Source organism: Polynucleobacter sp. MWH-Aus1W21, assembly GCF_018687275.1.
Classification (GTDB): Bacteria; Pseudomonadota; Gammaproteobacteria; order Burkholderiales; family Burkholderiaceae; genus Polynucleobacter.
Genome location: NZ_CP061287.1, coordinates 1,527,801 through 1,548,388, shown reverse-complemented (window position 1 = coordinate 1,548,388; position 20,588 = coordinate 1,527,801). Strand labels below are relative to the sequence as shown.

23 protein-coding genes are annotated in these 20,588 nt (G+C 46.3%); 17 read left to right on the top strand and 6 right to left on the bottom strand.

All coding sequences use genetic code 11. From position 1 onward, the window contains the following. Positions 1-25 precede the first annotated feature (25 nt). The 5 genes from rfaE1 (at position 26) to cysM (ending at position 4,244) form a co-directional block, all read left to right on the top strand. The gene (rfaE1, locus tag ICW03_RS07995) at positions 26-955 is read left to right on the top strand and encodes a D-glycero-beta-D-manno-heptose-7-phosphate kinase (RefSeq protein ID WP_215347115.1); all 930 of its coding nucleotides are present in this window, start codon (positions 26-28) and stop codon (positions 953-955) included. Continuing rightward, positions 952-1,980 (top strand): ADP-glyceromanno-heptose 6-epimerase, encoded by a 1,029-nt coding sequence (rfaD, locus tag ICW03_RS07990; RefSeq protein ID WP_215347113.1) that lies wholly within the window; start codon positions 952-954, stop codon positions 1,978-1,980. The genes rfaE1 and rfaD overlap by 4 nt, the downstream gene beginning before the upstream one ends. A 10-nt stretch (positions 1,981-1,990) precedes the next feature. Continuing rightward, positions 1,991-2,728 (top strand): alpha/beta hydrolase, encoded by a 738-nt coding sequence (locus ICW03_RS07985; RefSeq protein ID WP_215347111.1) that lies wholly within the window; start codon positions 1,991-1,993, stop codon positions 2,726-2,728. Positions 2,729-2,862: 134 nt separating this feature from the next. Further along, positions 2,863-3,291, top strand: a complete 429-nt coding sequence (locus tag ICW03_RS07980; protein WP_215347109.1) for a helix-hairpin-helix domain-containing protein — start codon at positions 2,863-2,865, stop codon at positions 3,289-3,291. A gap of 41 nt (positions 3,292-3,332) precedes the next feature. Next, the gene (gene cysM / locus ICW03_RS07975) at positions 3,333-4,244 is read left to right on the top strand and encodes a cysteine synthase CysM (protein ID WP_215347107.1); all 912 of its coding nucleotides are present in this window, start codon (positions 3,333-3,335) and stop codon (positions 4,242-4,244) included. On the opposite strand, the gene ICW03_RS07970 is transcribed toward cysM, so the two are convergent. Then, positions 4,241-5,494 carry a lytic transglycosylase domain-containing protein gene (locus tag ICW03_RS07970; protein WP_215347105.1) on the bottom strand — a complete coding sequence of 418 codons (1,254 nt, stop codon included), beginning with the start codon at positions 5,492-5,494 and terminating at the stop codon, positions 4,241-4,243. The genes cysM and ICW03_RS07970 overlap by 4 nt on opposite strands. An 83-nt stretch (positions 5,495-5,577) precedes the next feature. Between ICW03_RS07970 and ICW03_RS07965 the strand changes: the two genes are divergently transcribed. The 5 genes from ICW03_RS07965 to ICW03_RS07945 all read left to right on the top strand — a co-directional run bounded on the left by ICW03_RS07965 (position 5,578) and on the right by ICW03_RS07945 (position 11,790). Then, on the top strand, positions 5,578-6,498 hold the full coding sequence (locus tag ICW03_RS07965) for a histone deacetylase family protein (RefSeq protein WP_215347103.1): 921 nt from the start codon (positions 5,578-5,580) through the stop codon (positions 6,496-6,498). Between the two features lie 42 nt (positions 6,499-6,540). Next, positions 6,541-8,193, top strand: a complete 1,653-nt coding sequence (locus ICW03_RS07960; RefSeq protein ID WP_215347101.1) for an acyl-CoA synthetase — start codon at positions 6,541-6,543, stop codon at positions 8,191-8,193. Between the two features lie 55 nt (positions 8,194-8,248). Then, positions 8,249-9,004, top strand: coding sequence for an electron transfer flavoprotein subunit beta/FixA family protein (locus ICW03_RS07955; protein ID WP_215347099.1), 756 nt, complete (start codon positions 8,249-8,251; stop codon positions 9,002-9,004). Further along, positions 9,005-9,940: an electron transfer flavoprotein subunit alpha/FixB family protein gene (locus ICW03_RS07950; protein ID WP_215347098.1), complete on the top strand. Its 936-nt coding sequence runs from the start codon at positions 9,005-9,007 to the stop codon at positions 9,938-9,940. Positions 9,941-10,002: 62 nt separating this feature from the next. Next, positions 10,003-11,790: an acyl-CoA dehydrogenase gene (locus ICW03_RS07945; RefSeq protein ID WP_215347096.1), complete on the top strand. Its 1,788-nt coding sequence runs from the start codon at positions 10,003-10,005 to the stop codon at positions 11,788-11,790. Between the two features lie 68 nt (positions 11,791-11,858). Here the strand turns inward: ICW03_RS07945 and ICW03_RS07940 are convergent, their stop codons facing one another. After that, positions 11,859-12,305, bottom strand: a complete 447-nt coding sequence (locus ICW03_RS07940; RefSeq protein ID WP_215347094.1) for a hypothetical protein — start codon at positions 12,303-12,305, stop codon at positions 11,859-11,861. A 26-nt stretch (positions 12,306-12,331) separates the two neighbouring features. Next, positions 12,332-12,856: an META domain-containing protein gene (locus ICW03_RS07935; RefSeq protein WP_215347092.1), complete on the bottom strand. Its 525-nt coding sequence runs from the start codon at positions 12,854-12,856 to the stop codon at positions 12,332-12,334. A gap of 224 nt (positions 12,857-13,080) precedes the next feature. On the opposite strand from ICW03_RS07935, the gene rpsP reads away from it, so the two are divergent. From rpsP to ICW03_RS07905, 6 genes are all read left to right on the top strand, one after another. After that, complete coding sequence (gene rpsP, locus ICW03_RS07930; RefSeq protein ID WP_011902362.1) at positions 13,081-13,326, top strand: 30S ribosomal protein S16; 246 nt, start codon at positions 13,081-13,083, stop codon at positions 13,324-13,326. Positions 13,327-13,418: 92 nt separating this feature from the next. Continuing rightward, positions 13,419-13,985, top strand: a complete 567-nt coding sequence (rimM, locus tag ICW03_RS07925; RefSeq protein ID WP_215347090.1) for a ribosome maturation factor RimM — start codon at positions 13,419-13,421, stop codon at positions 13,983-13,985. 25 nt (positions 13,986-14,010) lie between these two features. Then, positions 14,011-14,757, top strand: coding sequence for a tRNA (guanosine(37)-N1)-methyltransferase TrmD (gene trmD, locus ICW03_RS07920; protein ID WP_215347088.1), 747 nt, complete (start codon positions 14,011-14,013; stop codon positions 14,755-14,757). 133 nt (positions 14,758-14,890) lie between these two features. Next, positions 14,891-15,286 (top strand): 50S ribosomal protein L19, encoded by a 396-nt coding sequence (rplS, locus tag ICW03_RS07915; RefSeq protein WP_068324277.1) that lies wholly within the window; start codon positions 14,891-14,893, stop codon positions 15,284-15,286. Between the two features lie 62 nt (positions 15,287-15,348). Further along, the gene (locus tag ICW03_RS07910) at positions 15,349-16,086 is read left to right on the top strand and encodes a CoA pyrophosphatase (RefSeq protein ID WP_215347086.1); all 738 of its coding nucleotides are present in this window, start codon (positions 15,349-15,351) and stop codon (positions 16,084-16,086) included. Next, entirely contained in the window at positions 16,083-17,042 is a 960-nt protein-coding gene (locus ICW03_RS07905; protein WP_215347084.1) for a CobD/CbiB family protein, read from the top strand. The genes ICW03_RS07910 and ICW03_RS07905 overlap by 4 nt, the downstream gene beginning before the upstream one ends. Here ICW03_RS07905 and rsgA read toward each other — a convergent pair. Both rsgA and ICW03_RS07895 read right to left on the bottom strand, forming a co-directional pair. Further along, positions 16,987-18,000 carry a ribosome small subunit-dependent GTPase A gene (gene rsgA, locus ICW03_RS07900; protein WP_215347082.1) on the bottom strand — a complete coding sequence of 338 codons (1,014 nt, stop codon included), beginning with the start codon at positions 17,998-18,000 and terminating at the stop codon, positions 16,987-16,989. The genes ICW03_RS07905 and rsgA overlap by 56 nt on opposite strands. A 2-nt stretch (positions 18,001-18,002) precedes the next feature. Beyond that, positions 18,003-19,256 carry a M48 family metallopeptidase gene (locus tag ICW03_RS07895; protein ID WP_215347081.1) on the bottom strand — a complete coding sequence of 418 codons (1,254 nt, stop codon included), beginning with the start codon at positions 19,254-19,256 and terminating at the stop codon, positions 18,003-18,005. 15 nt (positions 19,257-19,271) lie between these two features. On the opposite strand from ICW03_RS07895, the gene orn reads away from it, so the two are divergent. Beyond that, positions 19,272-19,865, top strand: coding sequence for an oligoribonuclease (gene orn, locus ICW03_RS07890; RefSeq protein ID WP_215347079.1), 594 nt, complete (start codon positions 19,272-19,274; stop codon positions 19,863-19,865). 78 nt (positions 19,866-19,943) lie between these two features. Here orn and mog read toward each other — a convergent pair whose 3' ends face one another. Beyond that, on the bottom strand, positions 19,944-20,567 hold the full coding sequence (gene mog / locus ICW03_RS07885; RefSeq protein WP_215347077.1) for a molybdopterin adenylyltransferase: 624 nt from the start codon (positions 20,565-20,567) through the stop codon (positions 19,944-19,946). Positions 20,568-20,588 lie beyond the last annotated feature (21 nt).

Here is a 20,588-nt window from a genome sequence, read left to right as displayed (position 1 = left end):
CAATCAAAATACACAAAGTCTTCAAATGGAAAAAGCCAATCGAGAGCAGTTCTCCAAAGCCCGCTTGCTAGTGGTGGGCGATGTCATGCTGGATCGTTATTGGTTTGGCGATACCAATCGCATTTCTCCTGAAGCTCCTGTACCAGTGGTGCAGGTAGGTAAGATTGATGAGCGACTTGGTGGTGCGGCTAATGTAGCTCGAAATGTAGCGGCCCTCGATGCAAAAGCGACCATTTTGGGTATAGTTGGCAATGATGAGCCCGGCAAGCGAGTAGTGGAATTATTAAAAGCAGGCGGTGTTGATAGTCAATTAGAAATCGATGCTGATGTTCCTACGATTGTGAAGTTACGTGTCATTGCGCGCCAGCAACAACTCCTTCGACTTGATTTTGAAGAAACACCCAGTGCTAAAGCGCTTGCACATAAGTTAGAACGTTTTGAAAAATTGGTTGGCGATGCGGATGTCGTCATTCTGTCCGATTATGGCAAAGGCGCTTTAGGTCAAGTAGCTCACATGATTGAGCAAGCTAGAGCACAAAACAAAATGATTTTGGTTGACCCTAAAGGTGAAGATTACGAAAAGTATCGTGGTGCTACTGTCTTAACGCCTAATCGTAGTGAGTTACGCCAAGTGGTTGGTAAGTGGAGCAGCGAAGAAGATTTGACTAAGAAGGCCCAGGAACTCAGAAAGTCACTCGACTTGCAAGCATTGCTCTTGACTCGCTCAGAAGAGGGGATGAGTTTATATACCGATGCAGGCGTGAGTCATGTAAAGGCCCAGGCGCGTGAAGTATTTGACGTGTCTGGAGCTGGTGATACCGTGATTGCGACATTAGCTGTTGCTTTGGCCGCAAAGTGGCCTTTAGAAAAGGCGATGGCTTTGGCAAATCGTGCTGGCAGTATTGTGGTTGGTAAGCTGGGAACTGCAACCGTTACTTCAGAGGAATTACAGTGACTATTATCGTAACTGGCGCCGCCGGTTTTATTGGCGCAAATATTGTTCAAGCACTCAATGCTCGCGGTGAAAAAAATATCATCGCGGTTGACGATCTTCGTCCGGCTGATAAGTATCGCAATCTCGCTGATTTGGACATTGTTGATTACCTAGATAAAGATGAGTTCCTGGAAGCATTTAGAAGTGGTCGCTTCGGTAAGGTAAGAGCAGTATTTCATGAGGGCGCTTGCTCCGATACGATGGAGACCGATGGTATTTTCATGATGGCAAACAACTATCGCTACACGATGGATTTGCTCGATATCTGCACCGAACAAAAAGTACAACTGCTTTATGCATCTTCAGCTGCTACTTATGGTGGCTCTGATGTTTTTGTAGAAAGTCGTGAACACGAAAAGCCGCTCAATATATACGGTTACTCCAAGTTCTTATTTGATCAGGTGATGCGCAAGCGCTTTGCAGAAAATGCCAATACAGCGCAGGTAGTAGGCTTTCGTTACTTCAACGTTTATGGTCCCCGCGAGTCCCACAAAGGCCGCATGGCATCAGTCGCTTTCCATCAATACCACCAATATAAAGCTCATGGTCATGTAAAGCTCTTTGGCGAGTATGGTGGCTATGGGCCAGGTGAGCAAAGCCGTGACTTTGTTTCAGTTGAAGATGTGGTCAAAGTCAACCTATTTTTCCTCGATCATCCAGAAATCAGCGGCATCTTTAATCTAGGTAGTGGACGCGCTCAACCTTTTAATGATGTTGCTCATGCAGTTACCAATGCAATGCGTAAGCTTGATAAAGCAGTCCCTGCAAGCCTGGAGGAGTTGGTAAAAGAAAAAGCGATTGAGTACATTCCATTTCCGGATGCGCTCAGAGGCAAGTATCAGTGCTTCACTCAGGCTGATCTCACAAAACTGAGAGCTGCTGGTTACTCTGAGCCTTTCCTTAATGTAGAGCAAGGCGTGGGTCGCTACATTGAATGGCTTGAGGCTAATGCTGGATTTTTGGCCAGCCCTTTAGACAGTAAATAAGACTGCGTTAATGAAATTTTTCTTAGCAATTGCCATTTGGGTAATTAGCTTTGGTGTCAGCGCTCAAGTTTTTGATGTCCCTCATTCAGATGAGGCCCCTACAAAAACTTTATTAGTCCAACCCTCGAAACCGCGTGCTCTGGTGCTTTTATTCCCAGGCGGCGGCGGCAAGGCGGGTATCTCTGATAGTGGCACGGTAAGAAGTAAGCATACTTTTGTACGCTCTTTAGACATGTGGGGCGAATATGGTATCGCTGCAGTGTTGGTAGATAGTCCTTATGACTTGGGTGATCTGCGTAGAGGTAACTTACGTGGCCGCCAAGACCACCTCACAAGAGTGGATGAGGTGGTCAAGTTCTATAAGGCTAAATTCGGCTTACCGGTATGGATATTTGGTCATAGCATGGGCAGTTCTACAGCTACTTACTATGCGAATGAATTGGGAGCATCAAAAGGTGTACTTTCAGGAATTATTATTGCAGGTACCATTTATAGCGCATCCTTAAATGATGAAGTAAGCCTTCCTGTTCTTGGTATACACCACGCCTACGATGGTTGCGCGGGAACCCCTGTTGTAGCAACCTCAAGAATTATTCAGGGCAGACCCTCTAAATACGTTTCTCAGTTGGAAATTATTGAAGGTGGTATTTCTGAAGGTGGTGTCTGTGAATCCTTTGCCTATCATGGCTTTAATCAAACTGAGCCGGAGTTTGTGAAGCATGCCGCTCAATTTATCTTGAACCATTAATTCGGTAGGGCATCAGAAAATACTGATTTAGTTGCTCGAGGTCTAACCCGGTCAACCAACTTACTGTATCCCCGTTGTAAATGATCCACGCGCACTTTGTGCTCGTGGATTTTTTATTTTCTAGAGGAGAAAAAATGACTCAATATTTAAAATTAGAAAAAGTACAAGGTTTTGTTAGGGCTGTAGCGGTCGCGTTAACAGTTTTGACTTCAAGCTCGGGTGTGAGCCATGCTTCACCAATTAACGTCAATACTGCGACCCAGTCTGAGTTGGAAAGCATTAAGGGGATTGGCCCTTCCAAGGCAAAAACGATTATTGCCGAACGTTTGGACGGCGGGCATTTTCAGGATGCCAATGATCTGCAGAAACGGGTTCGCGGTATTGGTATGAAATCCGTAGAAAAAATGGTTGATAACGGATTAACCATCGAAGCCCCTAGTTCTTTTCGGGAACCCAATGGCCGTACCCAAAAGGAGGGTGGGGCTTCTGGCAGACGCAATTCTCGTAATCAAGCTGGTCTTCGCAATCAGTCGGAGCGTTCGGGAGCAGGGCGCCGAAATTAAACCTTATCGCGTGTAAGGCAGCTTGTGGCTAAAATGGCCTTATGAGCAAACCATCCTACCTAACTATTTCACAGACAGTGGGCAATACGCCTTTAGTTCGTTTACAGCGCATTCCCGGCCTGGAGAATGAGGGTCGAAATAATGTGATTTTGGGTAAGTTGGAGGGTAATAATCCAGCCGGGTCGGTGAAGGACCGACCTGCGCTGTCGATGATTTCTCGCGCACAAGAGCGCGGTGAAATTAAACCAGGCGACACTTTAATCGAAGCAACTAGTGGCAACACAGGTATTGCACTTGCAATGACTGCAGCAATGCTTGGCTACAAAATGATTTTAGTTATGCCTGAAAATCAAAGTATTGAACGTCGTCAAAGTATGGCTGCTTATGGCGCTGAACTCATTTTGACGGCAGCAGCTGGTGGCATGGAATTTGCTAGGGATTATGCTCTGCAATTACAACGAGAGGGTCGAGGTAGATTACTCGATCAGTTTGCTAATCCTGATAATCCTCGGGCGCATATCGAAACTACTGGCCCAGAAATTTGGCGCGATACCGATGGACAGGTCACTCATTTTGTCTCAGCGATGGGAACTACTGGAACCATTACTGGAGTGTCGACTTATCTGAAGTCCATGAATCCTGCGATTCAGATTATCGGAGCGCAGCCTGAGGATGGATCACAAATTCCTGGAATACGTAAATGGGCTCCCGAGTATTTACCAAAGATCTATCAAGGCGATAAGGTTGATCTCATTGAGTACGTATCTCAGGCTGATGCAGAGGAGATGGCGCGTCGTTTGGCTGTTGAAGAGGGCATCTTCTGTGGCATATCTGCCGGCGGAGCTCTCGTAGTTGCCTTACGCATTGCGCGCCAAGTTGAAAATGCCACGATCGTCTTTATTGTCTGCGACCGCGGAGACCGTTACCTCTCTACCGGTGTATTTCCTGCTTAAGAAGACTTAGCTTTTTTCTTTTGGATTGATTTCTTAGGTTTGGATTTTTCAGAAGCAGCTTTAGCCCCACCATTTTTACTTGGGCTTTCTACTGGAACAGCACTTTGATTTTTGTAACCCAGGGCTTCAGCAAATTCGGCAACACTTTGTGCGTAAAAGTAACTACGGTTGTACTGCACAATGGTTAGAAAATTGTTTAAGCCAACAAAATATTGCACCTGATCGACACCGTCTTTATCGGGGTAGGGCAAGTCAACAATAAAAGCTTTGCTTTGAGGTTCTACACCACCACTTTGTAGGTCACCTTGTTGCTTGGTCAAAATACCCTTGTTAATTAGCTCTTGGACGGTGAATTTCAGTTGCGGCTCGCCATCAGCCAACTGCTTGGCAGCTTCAACGCCATTAACTTGTACTGGAAATGAAATCGGCATACCTGGTTGCCAACCATGTTCCTTCATAAAACTGGCTACGCTAGCAATGGCATCTTTTGGGCTATTTTTAAGATCAATTCGCCCATCTCCATCCCCATCTACCGCAAAACTACGAATACTTCCGGGCATAAACTGCGGCAGGCCGATGGCTCCAGCATAGGAACTGTTTTGATTTAAACAGGCACTAAAGGATGCACTATTAACGCCTTGACTACTATTTTTGGATGCCAGTTTGCCGCCTGCTTCGGTCCAACATAGCAAAATAAGTTCTTTGAGCTGATCCTTGAAGAGTTGCTCACGTGCTACTTTGTTGGGGGTCTCTGGGTAGCTAAAGGCAAGAGTAGAGAGTACGTCTTTAACCCTGAAGTTTCCGGTTTGGCGCCCATAGATGGTTTCAATTCCAATTATGGCCACAATAATTTCAGCGGGAACCCCCGAGTCTTGTTCAACTTGGCGCAAAAAGGCCTGGTTTTGGTCCCAAAATGCCCTGCCAGCCTTGAGGCGAACTGGCTCAATAAAGCGCTTTCGGTAAACCAGCCAATTTTTCTTAAAAGTCCCCGATGGGGGTAATACCAGTTTTCGAATCGAGGGAATCGTTTTAACATCAAGAAAGCCCATTTCTAGAGCTGGAAGCGGTATTTCTTGGGTTTGGGAGACTTGTCCGAGTAGTTCGTTGAGGTTTTGGCTAAAACGCGCCTCTGAGGCTGCATCCTCAGTCTGGTTTACGATGGGTTGTTGTGGCTGTGTGGGCTGTATAGGGTTGTTGGAGCACGCCGCTAGCGCAAGAGTCAAAAGCAAGAAGGAAATGCGAAAGTTCATGCTGAAGGTATTGGATTTTCGAGTATTGAACACGTTTTATCGGATTATAAAAATTATAAATTTGTGATTAAGGATTTTGAGTAATGACAACAGGATACATAACTCATCCAGACTTTCTGAAACATGAGATGGGAAGCCATCATCCAGAGTGTCCAGAGCGAATTCAAGCGATTAATGATCAATTAATCCGTAGCGGTGTTGATCGCCTCCTGCATCACTTGGATGCACCATTGGCGACTGAGGATCAACTTGAATTGGTGCATAGTCCTGATCACGTTTCTTTTGTGAGGGATCGCGCTCCTGAGAGTGGGTATTTCATGCTCGATGGAGATACCATCATGAATCCCCATACATACAGAGTAGCACTCAGAGCTGCTGGTGCAGCCATAGCTGGTGTCGATGCTGTGATGAAGGGCGAAGTGGAAAATGTATTTTGCGCGGTAAGACCGCCAGGACATCATGCAGAGCCAACCCGTTCGATGGGGTTCTGTTTATTTGACAATGTCGCTATTGCTGCACGATATGCCATGGAAACCTATGGCATTGAGCGCGTGGCGATTATTGACTTTGATGTGCACCATGGCAATGGTACTGAAGCTGCTTTTTTCAATGACCCCAATGTTTTGATGTGCAGTTTTTTCCAGCATCCGTTTTACCCCTATAGCGGCCTTGATCATGCTAACAACATGGTCAATGTGCCTTTGCCAGCCTCCACTTGCGGTGATGTAGTTCGCTCGATTGTGGAAGAGAGGTGGCTGCCTGCTTTGCGTAACTTTGAGCCCGAGCTCTTGATTATTTCAGCAGGCTTTGATGCTCATCGTGAAGATGATCTTGGTCAGATGGGTTTAGTCGAGGATGACTATGTCTGGATCACGAAGCGCTTAAAAGAAATTGCAAATGATTATGCACAAGGTCGTATCGTAAGCTGCCTGGAGGGGGGTTACAACCTCTCGGCATTAGGACGAAGTGTTGTGGCTCACGTTAAGGCATTGGCAGACATTTAATACAGTATCTGTAATTTAGTAAATCGAAATCGAAAGCTGAAGATGGCAAATATTTATGAACAAGGCTTGGATCGCAATCCAGCCAATTACACCCCAATTACTCCGCTTCTCTTTTTAGAGCGCTCAGCAGAGATTTATCCTAATAAAACCGCCATCATTCATGGCAAGTTGCGCCAGACTTGGCAGCAAACATATGAGCGTTGCCGTCGCTTAGCTAGCACCTTGCAAAAACATGGTGTTGGTTTGGGCGATACGGTAGCGGTGATGTTGCCCAACACCCCGCCAATGGTAGAGGCTCACTTTGGCATTCCAATGGCGGGAGCGGTATTAAATGCCCTCAATACCCGTTTAGATGCTGAATCAATCGCATTTATGCTCAATCATGGTGAAGCAAAAGTGGTCATTGTTGATCCGGAGTTTTCAGCTGTCATGAAGAAGGCTTTGGAGATTGCAAAGAAAGAATCAGGCTGTGAATTATTAGTAATCGACGTAGAGGAAAAAGAGTTTGATGTGCCTGGTGAGAAGTTGGGCAAACTGACTTATGAAAAATTCCTGTCTGAAGGTGATCCTAGTTTTGCATGGCAAGTGCCTGCCGATGAATGGCAAGCAATTTGCTTGAACTACACCTCTGGTACTACTGGCAATCCTAAGGGGGTTGTTTATCACCATCGTGGCGCTGCAATCAATGCAGTTTCAAATGTGTTGGACTGGGACATCAATAAGCACCCCGTGTACCTGTGGACACTGCCGATGTTCCATTGCAATGGCTGGTGTTTCCCATGGACGATTGCTGCTCGAGCTGGTGTAAATGTGTGCTTGCGTCGGGTTGATGCGCAGCATATTTTTGCCGCCATTAAAGAGCATGGCGTAACTCACTATTGCGCGGCTCCTATCGTACATAACTTACTAGTCAATGCTCCTGATGAACTCAAGGCCGGTGTTCCAGCGGGCGTCAAAGGCTTGATTGCAGGCGCTGCGCCACCTGCATCCATTATTGAGGGCATGGAAAAGTTAGGCTTTGACTTAACTCACGTATATGGCTTGACTGAGGTGTATGGTCCAGCGTCTGTATGTGTCAAGCAAGACGAATGGAATGATTTGGATATCGGTGAGCGTGCTCGATTAAATGCTCGTCAAGGTGTGCGTTATCACATGCAGCAAGCAATCGCGGTGCTTGATCCGGAAACAATGAAGCCTGTTCCGGCTGATGGTGAAACCATGGGCGAAATTATGTTTAAGGGAAATATCGCCATGAAGGGTTACCTTAAGAATGAGAAAGCTACTCAAGAGGCGTTTGAGGGTGGATGGTTCCATTCGGGTGACTTAGCTGTGATGAATCCCGATGGTTACGTCAAGATGAAAGACCGTAGTAAAGACATCATCATTTCTGGAGGGGAGAATATTTCTTCTGTTGAGGTGGAAGATGTTCTGTATCGCCATCCTGCAGTGAATGCAGCCGCCGTGGTTGCTAAACCAGATCCAAAGTGGGGTGAAACCCCTTGCGCCTTCCTGGAGATTAAGCCAGGGTCAACAGTAACGCCGGAGGAGATCATTGCTCATTGCAAGCAGCATTTGGCTGGATTCAAGGTTCCTAGGGCGATTGTGTTCTGCGAGCTACCCAAGACATCGACCGGCAAAATTCAGAAGTTTGAGTTGCGCAAGCAGGCTGGATCTGCCACTGCCATTGATGTCTAGAGATTGCTCTTCAGGGCGGATAAAATAGATCGTTAACCATTATTGAGAATTCCACATGAAAATCTTAGTAGCTGTAAAACGCGTTGTTGATTACAACGTCAAAATTCGGGTGAAATCAGATAACTCTGGCATTGATCTAGCGAACGTCAAAATGAGCATGAATCCCTTTGATGAAATCGCTGTTGAAGAAGCGGTGCGTTTAAAAGAGGCAGGCGTAGCAACTGAAGTGGTAGTGGTGACTGCAGGTGCAACCCAATGCCAAGAAACGCTACGTACGGCTTTAGCTATTGGCGCTGATCGCGCCATCTTGGTTGAGACTGCTCCTGATGCTGACCTACAGCCTTTAGCGGTTGCAAAGATTCTCAAGGCGCTCTCTGATAAAGAACAGGCGCAAATCATCATCCTTGGTAAACAAGCGATTGATGACGATAGCAACCAAACTGGTCAGATGTTGGCAAGCCTGATGGATATTCCACAGGCAACCTTTGCATCTAAAGTAGTTATTACTGATGGCAAAGCTACTGTGACTCGTGAGGTCGATGGCGGCCTAGAAACTATTGCGTTGACATTGCCTGCGGTGATTACAACTGACTTGCGTCTGAATGAACCACGTTATGTCACATTGCCGAACATCATGAAGGCTAAGAAAAAGACGATTGATATTGTGAAACCTGAAGATCTAGGTGTAGATATTGCTCCCCGCCTAAAAACAATCAAAGTTGAAGAGCCGCCTAAGCGTAGCGCAGGTGTGATGGTTGCTGATGTAGCAGCCTTGGTAGAAAAACTCAAAAATGAAGCGAAGGTGATCTAAATGGCCGCACTTGTTATTGCTGAACACGACAATCAATCCTTAAAAGCAGCTACGCTTAACGCAGTAGCGGCTGCTTTGCAGTGCTCTCCAGAGGTAGATGTGCTGGTTGCTGGAAGCGGGGCTGATGCCGCCGCAGCTGCAGCAGCTCAAATTGCTGGCGTACGCAAAGTGATTCAAATTGATGCAGCTAATCTAGCTGATCAATTGGCCGAACCACTGACGGCACAGATTCTCTCGATTGCGAACGGCTACAGTCATATCCTTGCTCCAGCAACTGCCAATGGTAAGAATGTCTTGCCTCGCGTTGCTGCCAAGCTCGATGTAGCTCAGTTATCCGACATTACTAAAGTGTTGTCAGTAGATACTTTTGAGCGCCCAATTTACGCTGGCAATGCAATCGCAACAGTTCAATCTGCTGACCCAGTAAAAGTAATTACTGTTCGTACCACTGGTTTTGATCCAGTAGCTTCGACTGGCGGTTCTGCTGCTATTGAGAAAGTAGCAGTCGCCGACAGTAAAGCTCAATCCTCTTTTGTTGGTCGCGAGTTAACCAAGTCAGATCGTCCTGAATTGACCGCTGCCAAGATCATCGTATCCGGTGGCCGTGGCTTAGGCTCTGGCGAGAAGTATCAAGAACTCATTACACCTTTGGCTGATAAGCTCGGAGCCGCCCTAGGAGCATCGCGCGCCGCTGTAGATGCGGGTTATGTTCCGAATGACTACCAAGTAGGTCAGACTGGCAAGATTGTTGCTCCGCAACTCTATATTGCTGTAGGTATCTCTGGTGCCATCCAGCACTTAGCTGGTATGAAAGATTCCAAAGTAATCGTAGCTATTAACAAAGATCCAGAAGCGCCGATCTTTGGCGTTGCAGATTATGGTTTGGTTGCAGATTTAAATACCGCGGTTCCTGAGTTAACAAAAGCTTTGGGATAAGTGGCTAGCAGCAATGCTAGTTAAACAATTGAAGTATTCAATTTGAATTAAGAGGAGTTGTAATGCCATACGTAGCCCCAGTGAAAGACATGTTGTTTGTAATGAATGAACTAGCTGGGCTATCAGATGTTGTTGCCTATCCCTCTTATGCAGAAGCGGGTGCGGATGTGGATTTAGCACCTGCCATTTTGGAAGAGTCTGCTAAGTTCAATCAAGATGTTGTTGCGCCTCTGAATTGGACTGGAGATCAAAATCCAAGCTCATTAAAAGATGGTGTTGTCACAACTACTCCTGGCTTCAAGAATGCTTTTGAGCAATATGCTGCTGCAGGATGGCAAGGCGTCATTCACCCGGCAGAGTTTGGTGGCCAAGGTTTGCCAAAATTAATCTCCACTGCTTGTTTAGAAATGGTCAATGCGGCCAATCTTTCTTTTGCGCTATGCCCATTACTGACTGACGGAGCCATAGAAGCCTTGTTAACAGCGGCAAGCCCAGAGCTACAGGAGCAATACGTTCCGAAAATGATTTCTGGTGAGTGGACTGGAACAATGAATCTCACCGAGCCACAGGCTGGCTCCGATTTATCGATGGTGCGTTCACGTGCAGTACCGGAGGGTGATGGTACGTACAAGATTTTTGGTACCAAAATTTACATCACCTATGGTGAGCACGATATGGCTAAGAATATTATCCATTTGGTGCTTGCAAGAACACCTGATGCACCTGAGGGTGTAAAAGGGATTTCTTTATTCGTAGTGCCTAAGTTCTTGGTTAACGCAGATGGTTCATTAGGTGAGCGCAATGATGTGCAGTGTGTTTCCATTGAGCACAAGCTTGGCATCAAGGCTAGCCCAACGGCAGTTCTGCAATTTGGCGACCATGGCGGTGCAATCGGCTACTTGGTTGGGGAAGAAAACCGCGGTCTGGAATATATGTTCGTAATGATGAATGCAGCTCGCTTTGCAGTAGGCATGCAAGGTGTTGCAGTTGCAGAACGCGCTTATCAAAAGGCAGTTCAATACGCAAAAGACCGTGTCCAAAGCCGCGACTTAGCTGGCTCCCCTGGCCCTGTGGCAATTATTCATCAGCCGGATGTAAAGCGCATGCTGATGACAATGCGCGCTTATACAGAGGCATCACGTGCCCTGGCGTATTACGCTGCTTCTGCCTATGACGCACAGCACGCAGCGCCTGATGAGGCCGTACGCAAATCTAACCAGGCCATTTATGAATTCTTAGTGCCGATTGTTAAGGGCTTCTCTACTGAGATGTCGATTGAGGTTGCAAGTCTGGGCGTACAAGTGCATGGCGGTATGGGCTTTATTGAAGAGACCGGCGCTGCCCAGCACTATCGCGATGCGCGCATCTTGACGATTTATGAGGGCACCACTGCCATTCAGGCAAATGACTTGGTTGGCAGAAAAACGGTACGTGATGGTGGCGCTATTGCAAAAAAACTTTCCCAAAGAATTGCTGCTACAGAAAAAGATTTAGCTGCTAGTGGTTCAGCGGATGCTAAAGGCGTACTCAAGCAGCTTACTTTAGCTCGCGCTGCATTTGAGCAGGCTGTAGCCTATATCGTGGCAAATGCTAAGACTGATATCAAAGCTGTCTATGCTGGCAGCTTTGCCTACCTGCGCTTATCTGGTTTAGTGTTGGGCGGTTGGCAAATGGCTAGAGCGCTTTTAGCTGCCGAGCGTTTGCGTGACGGTGATCCAAGTTTCTATGATGCAAAAATTGCTACAGCGCGTTTCTTTGCAGAGAACCTCATGCCTCAAGCACAAGCCCTGGCCACATCGATTGTGGAAAGCGGGCACTCTACGAATGCTTTAGAAGCAGAGCAGTTCTAAGGAGGTCATACATAAGAATAAAAAACCGCTCCAAAGAGCGGCCCTTGCAAAAGAAAGGCTATCTGCAATTACTGAGATAGCTTTTTTGCTTCATGGATTTGAGAGATAAAGAATTGCTCAAATGAGACTGCTAAAAAAGTCATCATCACGCCAGCACCCAATACTAAAGAGAAAATCACAGTCAAGATCACGGGCCAGCCAGAGCGACTGCGACGATACTCTTCAATGCCAGGATTAAATTGAGCATCCCACTTTTCATCTAGGCGCAGACCGAAAGCAATCGTCGTTAACCAACTTGCTTCAATAGCAATAAATCCAAAAGTCACAAGCACCCATCCTGGCGCAGAATGAAAATGGGCGCCTTTTAAAATAACCCAGCCCGTTGCACCACCTATTAATGCAAATAACTGAACCCATGCCCAAAAGGATTTAAGTCCTTGCAGATAAAAGCAGTTCAGGCCACTTCCGGGAAGAAGTAATCCGAGTGCACAAAATAAAAGTTTGGATTTTTTCATAAGTATTTCTGTATTAATGCCGATAACTATTTATTCGGTTTTTGGGTAAAGCTTAATACTTCGCGATCCGTCCCAATCATCAGCAATTGATCACCGTTACGTACGATGCTGCGATAGTCATTCAATTCATAGAGGAAATCATTCTCTAATTCCATGCGCTGTGGGCTACATGCCATCTTAGTGCTGGCAATTTGTTTGAACGAAAAGCCACGGGCGTCTTCATCCAGCGTTGCAGTAAATCGATTGCATCCTGTTGAACCGCTAATGCGTTGGCTATTGACGTCAAAAATGATTTGAATGGGATTGCTGGCATCACCTTGTGGGATCTGACGGGCGCGAACCTCGCCATTATTGTTAGGGGGCAAATTCCAACGGGTGAGCTCCCATTTGGTATTTTTAAGCTCGCTGCTCGGTGGGCTGATTTTGGCGCCACAAGGCGGGATAACGTTAGCGCACCCAAGCAAAAGACTGAGACCTAAGCAAGAAAGTGCTAGAAATGGCCGATTTATATGGCTTCTAAACGCAGCTGAAATGCTTGAATTAAGGATCATATTTATCTAAGTTATTGTTTTTAATATACTTTTTATATCTGGCTACATTCTATTCTACTGGCTAGCCTGCTTAAATAGGTGGAAGAAGTAGGGGTTTTCGTCTAGAATATGAGGTTTTCCGCTCTACCGTATCTTTATTTGGTGAGCTGGAGCCCAAGATTTTTTATAGAAATTTCATTGGGTTGTAATCAACCTGTTTTCATTTTAGATTTTAAGGAATAAGTATGGTCGTCATTCGACTGGCACGCGGCGGTTCTAAGAAGCGCCCTTTTTACAGCATCGTTGCTACTGATAAGCGCAACCGTCGTGACTCGAACTTTATCGAGCGTATTGGTTATTTCAACCCACAAGCAGCGGCAACTGAGCAAGCAATGCGTATTGCTCAAGATCGTTTGACTTACTGGACTGGTGTTGGTGCGCAAATCTCTCCAACAGTAGTGCGTTTGATCAAAAACAATCCAGCTGTTTAATATTCGATTGCTAAAAGCTTCGTCGATGTGATGAAGTTTTTAGCGACAGAATTTCTAGTAGTTCTATTTTGGGAAAATAAGGTGTCTTACAAATGAGCACACCTTCCCCAAATGATTTGATTGAACTTGGTGCCATATCTGAGGCACAAGGTCTGCAGGGTCAAGTGAAGGTTAGGCCTCACTCTTCAGAGCCTGTGGCACTTCTCTCTTCTAAATCTGTTTGGTTATCTCTGATCCCGCGTAGGGATGCTGGCGTTTCTGCGTCTGTAGAGCAAGCCTCATTGACGCAATACAAGGTGAAGAGTGCCAAGATGCACAGTGGTAATGTGGTGATAGCACTTGAGGGTGTTAGCGATCGTGATCAAGCGCTTGCATTAAAAGGTGCCAGAATATTAGTTGCACGCGATACCTTTCCAAAGGTCGAGAGTAATTCCTATTACTGGGTGGACCTCATTGGATGTAACGCCATCAATTTGCAAAATGAAACTCTTGGCGAAGTGATTGATGTCACTGAAAATGGAGCGCATGGTGTGATCGCAATTGGTGACGCACAAACAAAGATAATCAAATATTTGGTGCCGTTTGTAAAAGAGGTAGTGCAAAACGTCGACCTGCCAAACAAGGTGATTACGCTTGACTGGCAATCTGACTGGCAATAAAGCTCAAAGATAATTCGAGATAGATATGCGTTTTGATGTTGTGACCTTATTTCCGGAAATGTTCTCTGCTTTAACGCAGTGGGGTATTACTGGGCGGGCATGCGAACAATCTTTGGCTAGCGTCCATTTGTGGAACCCCCGAGATTTTTGTTCTGACCCTCGTAAAACAGTAGATGATCGCGCCTATGGCGGTGGTCCCGGAATGGTCATGATGGCTAAACCCCTTGAAGATACTGTTGCTGGAATAAAGGCATCTCACGTGGCGGTGGGGATCAAAAGTGGTCCAATCTGCTTATTGGCACCCCAAGGTGAACGCTTTTCCCAGAAGATAGCTACAGATATCCTCAATTACGGCAATTTAAGCTTCATTTGTGGTCGATATGAGGCTGTAGACCAGCGTTTTGTTGATCGAAACGTTGATTTACAGCTCTCTATTGGCGATTTTGTGCTTTCTGGGGGTGAAATCCCGGCTATGGCCATGATGGATGCGGTAATTAGACTGATCCCAGGGGCTCTTGGAGATGGCGAATCAGCCACCCAGGATAGCTTTATGAACGGCCTTTTGGACTATCCACACTACACTCGCCCTGAAATATATGAAAATTTATCTGTCCCAGACGTGCTTTTAGGCGGACATCACGCTAAAATAGCGGATTGGCGTCGGCAGAAGTCTTTAGAGCTGACGTTGAGGTTAAGGCCGGACTTAATTGAATTGGCTAGAGCCAAAGGGTTGCTAACCCGAGAAGATGAACAATTTCTTCGCTCTCTGTAAATACTTTTAGTGTGCAGTAGTGAATAGGTGGTTTAGTTTTTGGTTTAGTGAAATTGTTTTAACTGCATCCTCTATTAGGTCCGCTGATTTAGATCTCGGGATTAAACGCTAATACGATGTTTAAGGATTAAAAATGAATTTAATTGAAAAAATTGAGCAAGAAGAAATTGCTCGCTTAAGTGCTAATAAAGTATTGCCAAGCTTTGCTCCTGGCGACACAGTAGTTGTTAGCGTAAACGTAGTTGAGGGTACACGTAAGCGTGCCCAGGCCTTTGAAGGCGTTGTGATTGCTAAGCGCAATCGCGGACTCAATTCCAGCTTTATCGTTCGTAAGATTTCATCTGGCGAAGGTGTAGAGCGTACATTCCAAACTTACTCACCATTGATCGCTGGCATTGAAGTGAAGCGTCGCGGTGATGTACGTCGTGCGAAGTTGTACTACTTGCGCGATCGTTCAGGTAAGTCTGCACGTATTAAAGAGAAGTTGCCTGCACGTAAGACTGCAGCAGCAGCTCCAGCCGCAGAATAAATGTCGGCTTGAAGTAAAAAAGGCGGCCTAGGTCGCCTTTTTTGTTGCCTTAGAATATGAATATGCCCAAGACGCCAAGCCCTGAAGACTACGCAATGAATGTTGCTGCGCCTCCAGGATTTGATGCGCAAGCGGTTCCGATTCATGAGACATGCGCACATGAAAAAAAGGTGGCAAAAGAATTTCTTGAGCCAGCTGGTTTAAAGCTGCGCCTGCAATCTCCACCAGAGTGGCAGCCAGAGATTACAGATGAAAACCGTCATGTGATTGCGGCGGATATTATTGCCAAACGTGAGTCTGCCGGAAAAGTTACTAAAGCTGCTGTACTCATCCCTCTTGTATTGAAAGAGGAGGGTTTGTCAGTGCTGCTAACGCAAAGAACCAATCATTTGCGCGATCATGCAGGGCAAATTAGTTTTCCAGGGGGTCGCATGGATCCTGAGGATCAAGGTCCAAATGACACTGCTTTACGTGAGAGTCAGGAAGAAATTGGACTGGATCCCAAGAGGGTTGAGATTATTGGCCACATGCCTCAGTATTTAACGGTATCTGGCTATAGCGTGACGCCAGTAGTGGGGTTGGTTCAAGCTCAGGCAGAATATGTCTTAGATGAGTTTGAAGTAGCGGATGTATTTGAAGTACCCCTGAGTTTTTTACTTGATCCTGCTAACCATCAGGTTAGACTGTGGCAAAGTGAGCAGGGTGGACGACGTTTTTATTCGATGCCTTATGAGAACCGCTTTATTTGGGGTGCCACTGCGGGTATGTTGCGTAACCTTTATCATTTATTAAAAGTATGACTTTCTTTTCTATTCTCTTCGCCCTCATTGCTGAGCAATATCGCCCAGTAACTTCAAGCCATTGGATTGCGCGTGTTTGCGCCCGCTGGTTGGATTGGGTTGCCGCTGAATTCGGTGGCAAGACAGAAGAAGGTGCAAGCCCAGTAGGCGCGCGTATGGCCTGTTTGGTTGCCTTCATCTTGCCAACATTCCTAGTCTTCATGGTGTATGTCGTTTGCATGGTGACTTACCCCATCCTTGGATTTATTTGGAACATCGTCATCGCGTATTTGTTTTTTGGCTTTCGTCAGTTCAGCCATTCATTTACTGCTGTGCATGAAGCGATTGAAGCGCATGACTTGCCTGGAGCTCGTGCTGCCTTGGGTGAGTGGTATGGTCCTGAATTAGATGTCTCTAATCTCACTGAGACAGAAGTAATTTCTTTGGCGCTGGAGCGTGCCATTATCGGATCACATCATCATGTCTTTGGTGTGCTGTTCTGGTTCATGATGCCAATGGGTCCTGCGGGTGTTGTGCTTTATCGCTTGGCAGACATTGCTGCGCAACGTTGGTCTGAGCGCGGTGACTTCAACCTAAGTGAGGCTGCACGCCATTTTTTCTATGTGCTCGATTGGGTTCCTGCGCGCATTACCGCCATGGGCTTTGCGATTGTTGGTAACTTCGAAGGCGCTGTTTATGGTTGGCGTTACCTGACACAAAAATGGTCTGATTCTTTATCGGCTGTGATCTTGGCTGCAGGAAGTGGCGCTCTAGGTGTTCGCTTAGGTGAGCCAATGAGCGAGCCGGATAGTGATGAAGCTTTGCGTATGGCTGAAGCGGGCGAGCCAGTGGTATATGAGGTAGGTCTTGAGCCTAATGAGCGCACCATGCGCTCTGCAGTGGGATTGGTTTGGCGCCTAGTTATCGCTTGGATGGCTTTGTTGCTAATGCTGACCATCGCTCTTTGGCTTGGCTAATTCCCTGAATTTGTACATCCGCTGTTTTTGAGTCGGAGTGTAATTGTCTAAATAGCGCCAGTCTTTCTGGCGCTATTTCATTTCTGTCTACTGCTTCTCGCACGGCGCAATCTGGCTCAGATAAATGCGCGCAATTATGAAAGCGACAGTTACCTAGTAAGTCTTTAAATTCTCTGAAGGCGTGCTGTAGTTCGCTTACAGACATGTGAGCTAAACCAAACTCCTGAAAGCCTGGCGAATCAATCAGTGCACCTAACTTGCCAGTTTCATCTCTGCCCCAGGCTTCTGGCAGCTCAAAGTAACGGCATGCAGTAGTGGTGTGTTTACCAGTATCTAAGCGTACAGAATATTCTTGGGTCAGTGCTGCGGCGTTGGGTATCCAGGCATTGAGTAAGCTAGATTTGCCCATGCCTGATTGACCAACAAACACAGATACTTTGCCTTGTAAAGCTGTGCGCAAGGAATCAATCGAGGCTGGATCAAATTTGGCGGAAACTTCGCTCACCTGATAACCCATGCGCGCGTAGGGCGCAATGATTTTGCGAGCATGCTCTAAGTTATCTTTCAGATCGCACTTATTTAGCAAGATGTGTAGACCAATCCGATTGGCTTCTGCGGCTACGACTGCTCTACCCAATAGATCTGGCGAGAAGGCTGGCTGCGTTGCGAGTACTACTAGAATTTGATCAACGTTCGATGCAATCAACTTGCTCTTAAAGGCATCTGAGCGATAGAGTAGGTTTTCTCGAGGCTCTATTTGAATGATGCGGGCCTGATCGGCTGAAGTCATCTCCAACAACATGCGATCACCAACTGCGCCGATATGTTGCTTGGCGGGTGTGCTTACTTGAATCAGTGGACCGCTGGGTGACTCGCAGCAATTAGCATCTGCAGTTAAACGCTGCGCTAAATAATGCCTTCCGTAGGAGGCAATGAGTAGCGCATGAAACTGTTCCATCCTTATGAGCTAAACCGCTGTAAGTTAGCGATGCGTAATGGCGCAGGGGGATGCGAGCTATAAAAAGCTGTATAGATTGGATCTGGCGTGAGAGTTGACGCATTGTCTTGGTACAACTTCACTAGGGCAGTAACCAAATCTTTTGCGGAAGATTTTTCAGCGGCAAAGCCGTCAGCCTCATACTCATGTTTACGTGATGCCAAGCTAGATAGTGGTGTAAAGAAGAAGCTAAATACAGGCGAGACCAACATAAATAGCGCTAATGCAAGTCCACCGTTATAGCCATTGAGGTTAGGCATAACGCCTAAATCTGTGTAGAACCAAGCTTTGGTGCTGATCCAACCTAAGAGGGCAAACATGGCAAAGCTCAAAGCAAAGGAAACCAAGAGTCGCTTACGAATATGGTTGCATTTGTAATGGCCAAGCTCGTGTGCAAGTACTGCTTCTACTTCGCCTGGATTGAGTTTTTCAATTAAGGTATCGAAAAATACAATGCGTTTGGCTTTGCCCATGCCAGCAAAAAATGCATTGCCATGAGCGCTACGCTTACTGCCATCCATCACAAAGAGCCCTTGGCTGGCAAAGTCGCAGCGTTTGAGAAGCGCCTCAATCTGCGTCTTTAGTGGACCCTCATCCAGAGCTTGGAATTTATTAAAGAGTGGGGCGATAAAAGTTGGGAAAACCCACTGCATCAGCAAGCTAAATACAGTTAATACTGTCCATGCCCATAACCACCAAAAATCTCCTGCTTTTTCCATCAAGGACAAAATGACCCAGAGTAGTGGCACGCCAATCGCACTCCCTACCGAGATGCCTTTAAACATGTCTGAGAAGAATAGTTTTTTGGTCATTCGATTAAAGCCAAAGCGCTCTTCTAGATGGAACTGCTTGTACCAGGAAAATGGAATATCGAGCACTCCAGAAATGAGCACAATAGAAACAAGCAGCGCCATTTGCTGGGGAATACCTTCACCCAGAAGTTGCAGCAGTGCCATGTTGAGGATCTGCAAGCCACCCAATAAGGTGAAGCAAATTAAAATGATGGCACTGACGCCATTTTCTATAATGCCAAGGCGTAATTTGGCGATAGTGTAGTCGGCTGCTTTCTGATGCTCAGCTAAAGTCACTTTTTCAGCGAATTCTGCAGGAACAGCATCGCGATGCTTTGCCACATAGCGGATTTGACGTTGGGACAGCCAGTGGCGTAAGCCAAAACTAGCAATAAAGGCGATTAGAAAAACAATTGTGAATGTCATGAGATCATTATAGATATGAGCGAGCAAACTAACACAACAGCAACACAGGTTGCTAAAGCGGCACCAGCTAATGAACACCTTATTTGGGTGGATATGGAGATGTCGGGTTTAAACCCCGAAACCGAGCGGATTTTGGAGATTGCCATCATCGTTACGGATGCCCATCTGAATACTATTGCCACGGCACCTGTTTGGGTGGTACATCAAGAAGATGCAGTTTTGGATGCAATGGATGCCTGGAATAAGGGCACTCATGGGCGTTCAGGCTTGATCGATAAAGTGAAGGCATCCACTTTGGACGAAGCTACTGTCGAGGCTGAATGTATTGAGTTTTTGAAAAAATATATTAAGGCAGGTATTGCGCCGATGTGCGGGAATACGATTGGTCAAGACAGGCGTTTTATGGCTAAGTACATGCCAAAGTTAGAGGCTTACTTTCATTACCGAAATATTGATGTATCTACATTAAAAGAGCTATGCAAACGTTGGCACCCCGAGTTAGTCAAAGGCTTTACCAAGAACCAGGCACACACAGCCTTGGCTGATATCGAGGAGTCTATTGAAGAGCTTAAGTACTACCGTGAAAAATTTATCGTACCCTTGCCGTAGTGATTGAATAAGCGCCCCATAAGAAAAAGGTCCGCATTGCGGACCTTTTTTATTTGCTAACAGATGACTTTTTTCAGATTACTTTTTAATCGCGCTCTTGGGTCTGAAGACCTTAATTACCGCTTCATCAGTTTCGATATATGGACCACCAATTAAATCGATGCAGTAGGGTACGGCAGCAAAGATGCCGGGAACAATTGATTTTCCATTTTCATCTTTGAGGCCTTCAAGGGTTTCCGCAATGGCTTTGGGTTGTCCTGGAAGGTTGATGATTAGTGCAGCATGGCCATCGACCTCTCTCAGGACGGCGGTTTGTCTGGACAGAATCGCGGTGGGTACAAAGTTCAAGCTAATTTGACGCATTTGTTCGCCAAAACCCGGCATTTCACGGGTTCCGGCATCGCGGGTAGCCTCAGGGGTGACATCTCTTCTTGAGGGGCCTGTGCCGCCCGTAGTGAGGACCAGATCGCAGCCCAGCTCATCCACCAGCTCAACGATAGTTTCGGTAATGATTTCAGATTCATCGGCAATTAAGCGTTCATGAAAGGCGCAGGGATTGCTGATGGCCTTCATGAGCCAAGCCTGCAGTGCTGGGATGCCTTCGTCTTGATAAACGCCTTTACTGGCGCGATCCGAGATGGAAATGAGGCCAATTCTGACCTCATTTGGGCTATTTCGTTTTAGGGCTTCGGTATGCTTCATGTTTCTATTCTAGCTATTATT

What these genes read in the sequence shown, in the direction of transcription:
- ICW03_RS07955 (WP_215347099.1), top strand. Translation starts at nt 8,249, where the DNA reads ATGAAAATCTTAGTAGCTGTAAAACGCGTTGTTGATTACAACGTCAAA.
- ICW03_RS07950 (WP_215347098.1), top strand. Translation starts at nt 9,005, where the DNA reads ATGGCCGCACTTGTTATTGCTGAACACGACAATCAATCCTTAAAAGCA.
- orn (WP_215347079.1), top strand. Translation starts at nt 19,272, where the DNA reads ATGAGCGAGCAAACTAACACAACAGCAACACAGGTTGCTAAAGCGGCA.
- rsgA (WP_215347082.1), bottom strand. Translation starts at nt 18,000, where the DNA reads ATGGAACAGTTTCATGCGCTACTCATTGCCTCCTACGGAAGGCATTAT.
- ICW03_RS07970 (WP_215347105.1), bottom strand. Translation starts at nt 5,494, where the DNA reads ATGAACTTTCGCATTTCCTTCTTGCTTTTGACTCTTGCGCTAGCGGCG.
- rplS (WP_068324277.1), top strand. Translation starts at nt 14,891, where the DNA reads ATGAATTTAATTGAAAAAATTGAGCAAGAAGAAATTGCTCGCTTAAGT.
- ICW03_RS07960 (WP_215347101.1), top strand. Translation starts at nt 6,541, where the DNA reads ATGGCAAATATTTATGAACAAGGCTTGGATCGCAATCCAGCCAATTAC.
- ICW03_RS07985 (WP_215347111.1), top strand. Translation starts at nt 1,991, where the DNA reads ATGAAATTTTTCTTAGCAATTGCCATTTGGGTAATTAGCTTTGGTGTC.
- rfaE1 (WP_215347115.1), top strand. Translation starts at nt 26, where the DNA reads ATGGAAAAAGCCAATCGAGAGCAGTTCTCCAAAGCCCGCTTGCTAGTG.
- ICW03_RS07945 (WP_215347096.1), top strand. Translation starts at nt 10,003, where the DNA reads ATGCCATACGTAGCCCCAGTGAAAGACATGTTGTTTGTAATGAATGAA.
- mog (WP_215347077.1), bottom strand. Translation starts at nt 20,567, where the DNA reads ATGAAGCATACCGAAGCCCTAAAACGAAATAGCCCAAATGAGGTCAGA.
- ICW03_RS07935 (WP_215347092.1), bottom strand. Translation starts at nt 12,856, where the DNA reads ATGATCCTTAATTCAAGCATTTCAGCTGCGTTTAGAAGCCATATAAAT.
- ICW03_RS07905 (WP_215347084.1), top strand. Translation starts at nt 16,083, where the DNA reads ATGACTTTCTTTTCTATTCTCTTCGCCCTCATTGCTGAGCAATATCGC.
- ICW03_RS07965 (WP_215347103.1), top strand. Translation starts at nt 5,578, where the DNA reads ATGACAACAGGATACATAACTCATCCAGACTTTCTGAAACATGAGATG.
- trmD (WP_215347088.1), top strand. Translation starts at nt 14,011, where the DNA reads ATGCGTTTTGATGTTGTGACCTTATTTCCGGAAATGTTCTCTGCTTTA.
- ICW03_RS07940 (WP_215347094.1), bottom strand. Translation starts at nt 12,305, where the DNA reads ATGAAAAAATCCAAACTTTTATTTTGTGCACTCGGATTACTTCTTCCC.
- ICW03_RS07980 (WP_215347109.1), top strand. Translation starts at nt 2,863, where the DNA reads ATGACTCAATATTTAAAATTAGAAAAAGTACAAGGTTTTGTTAGGGCT.
- rimM (WP_215347090.1), top strand. Translation starts at nt 13,419, where the DNA reads ATGAGCACACCTTCCCCAAATGATTTGATTGAACTTGGTGCCATATCT.
- ICW03_RS07910 (WP_215347086.1), top strand. Translation starts at nt 15,349, where the DNA reads ATGCCCAAGACGCCAAGCCCTGAAGACTACGCAATGAATGTTGCTGCG.
- ICW03_RS07895 (WP_215347081.1), bottom strand. Translation starts at nt 19,256, where the DNA reads ATGACATTCACAATTGTTTTTCTAATCGCCTTTATTGCTAGTTTTGGC.
- rpsP (WP_011902362.1), top strand. Translation starts at nt 13,081, where the DNA reads ATGGTCGTCATTCGACTGGCACGCGGCGGTTCTAAGAAGCGCCCTTTT.
- cysM (WP_215347107.1), top strand. Translation starts at nt 3,333, where the DNA reads ATGAGCAAACCATCCTACCTAACTATTTCACAGACAGTGGGCAATACG.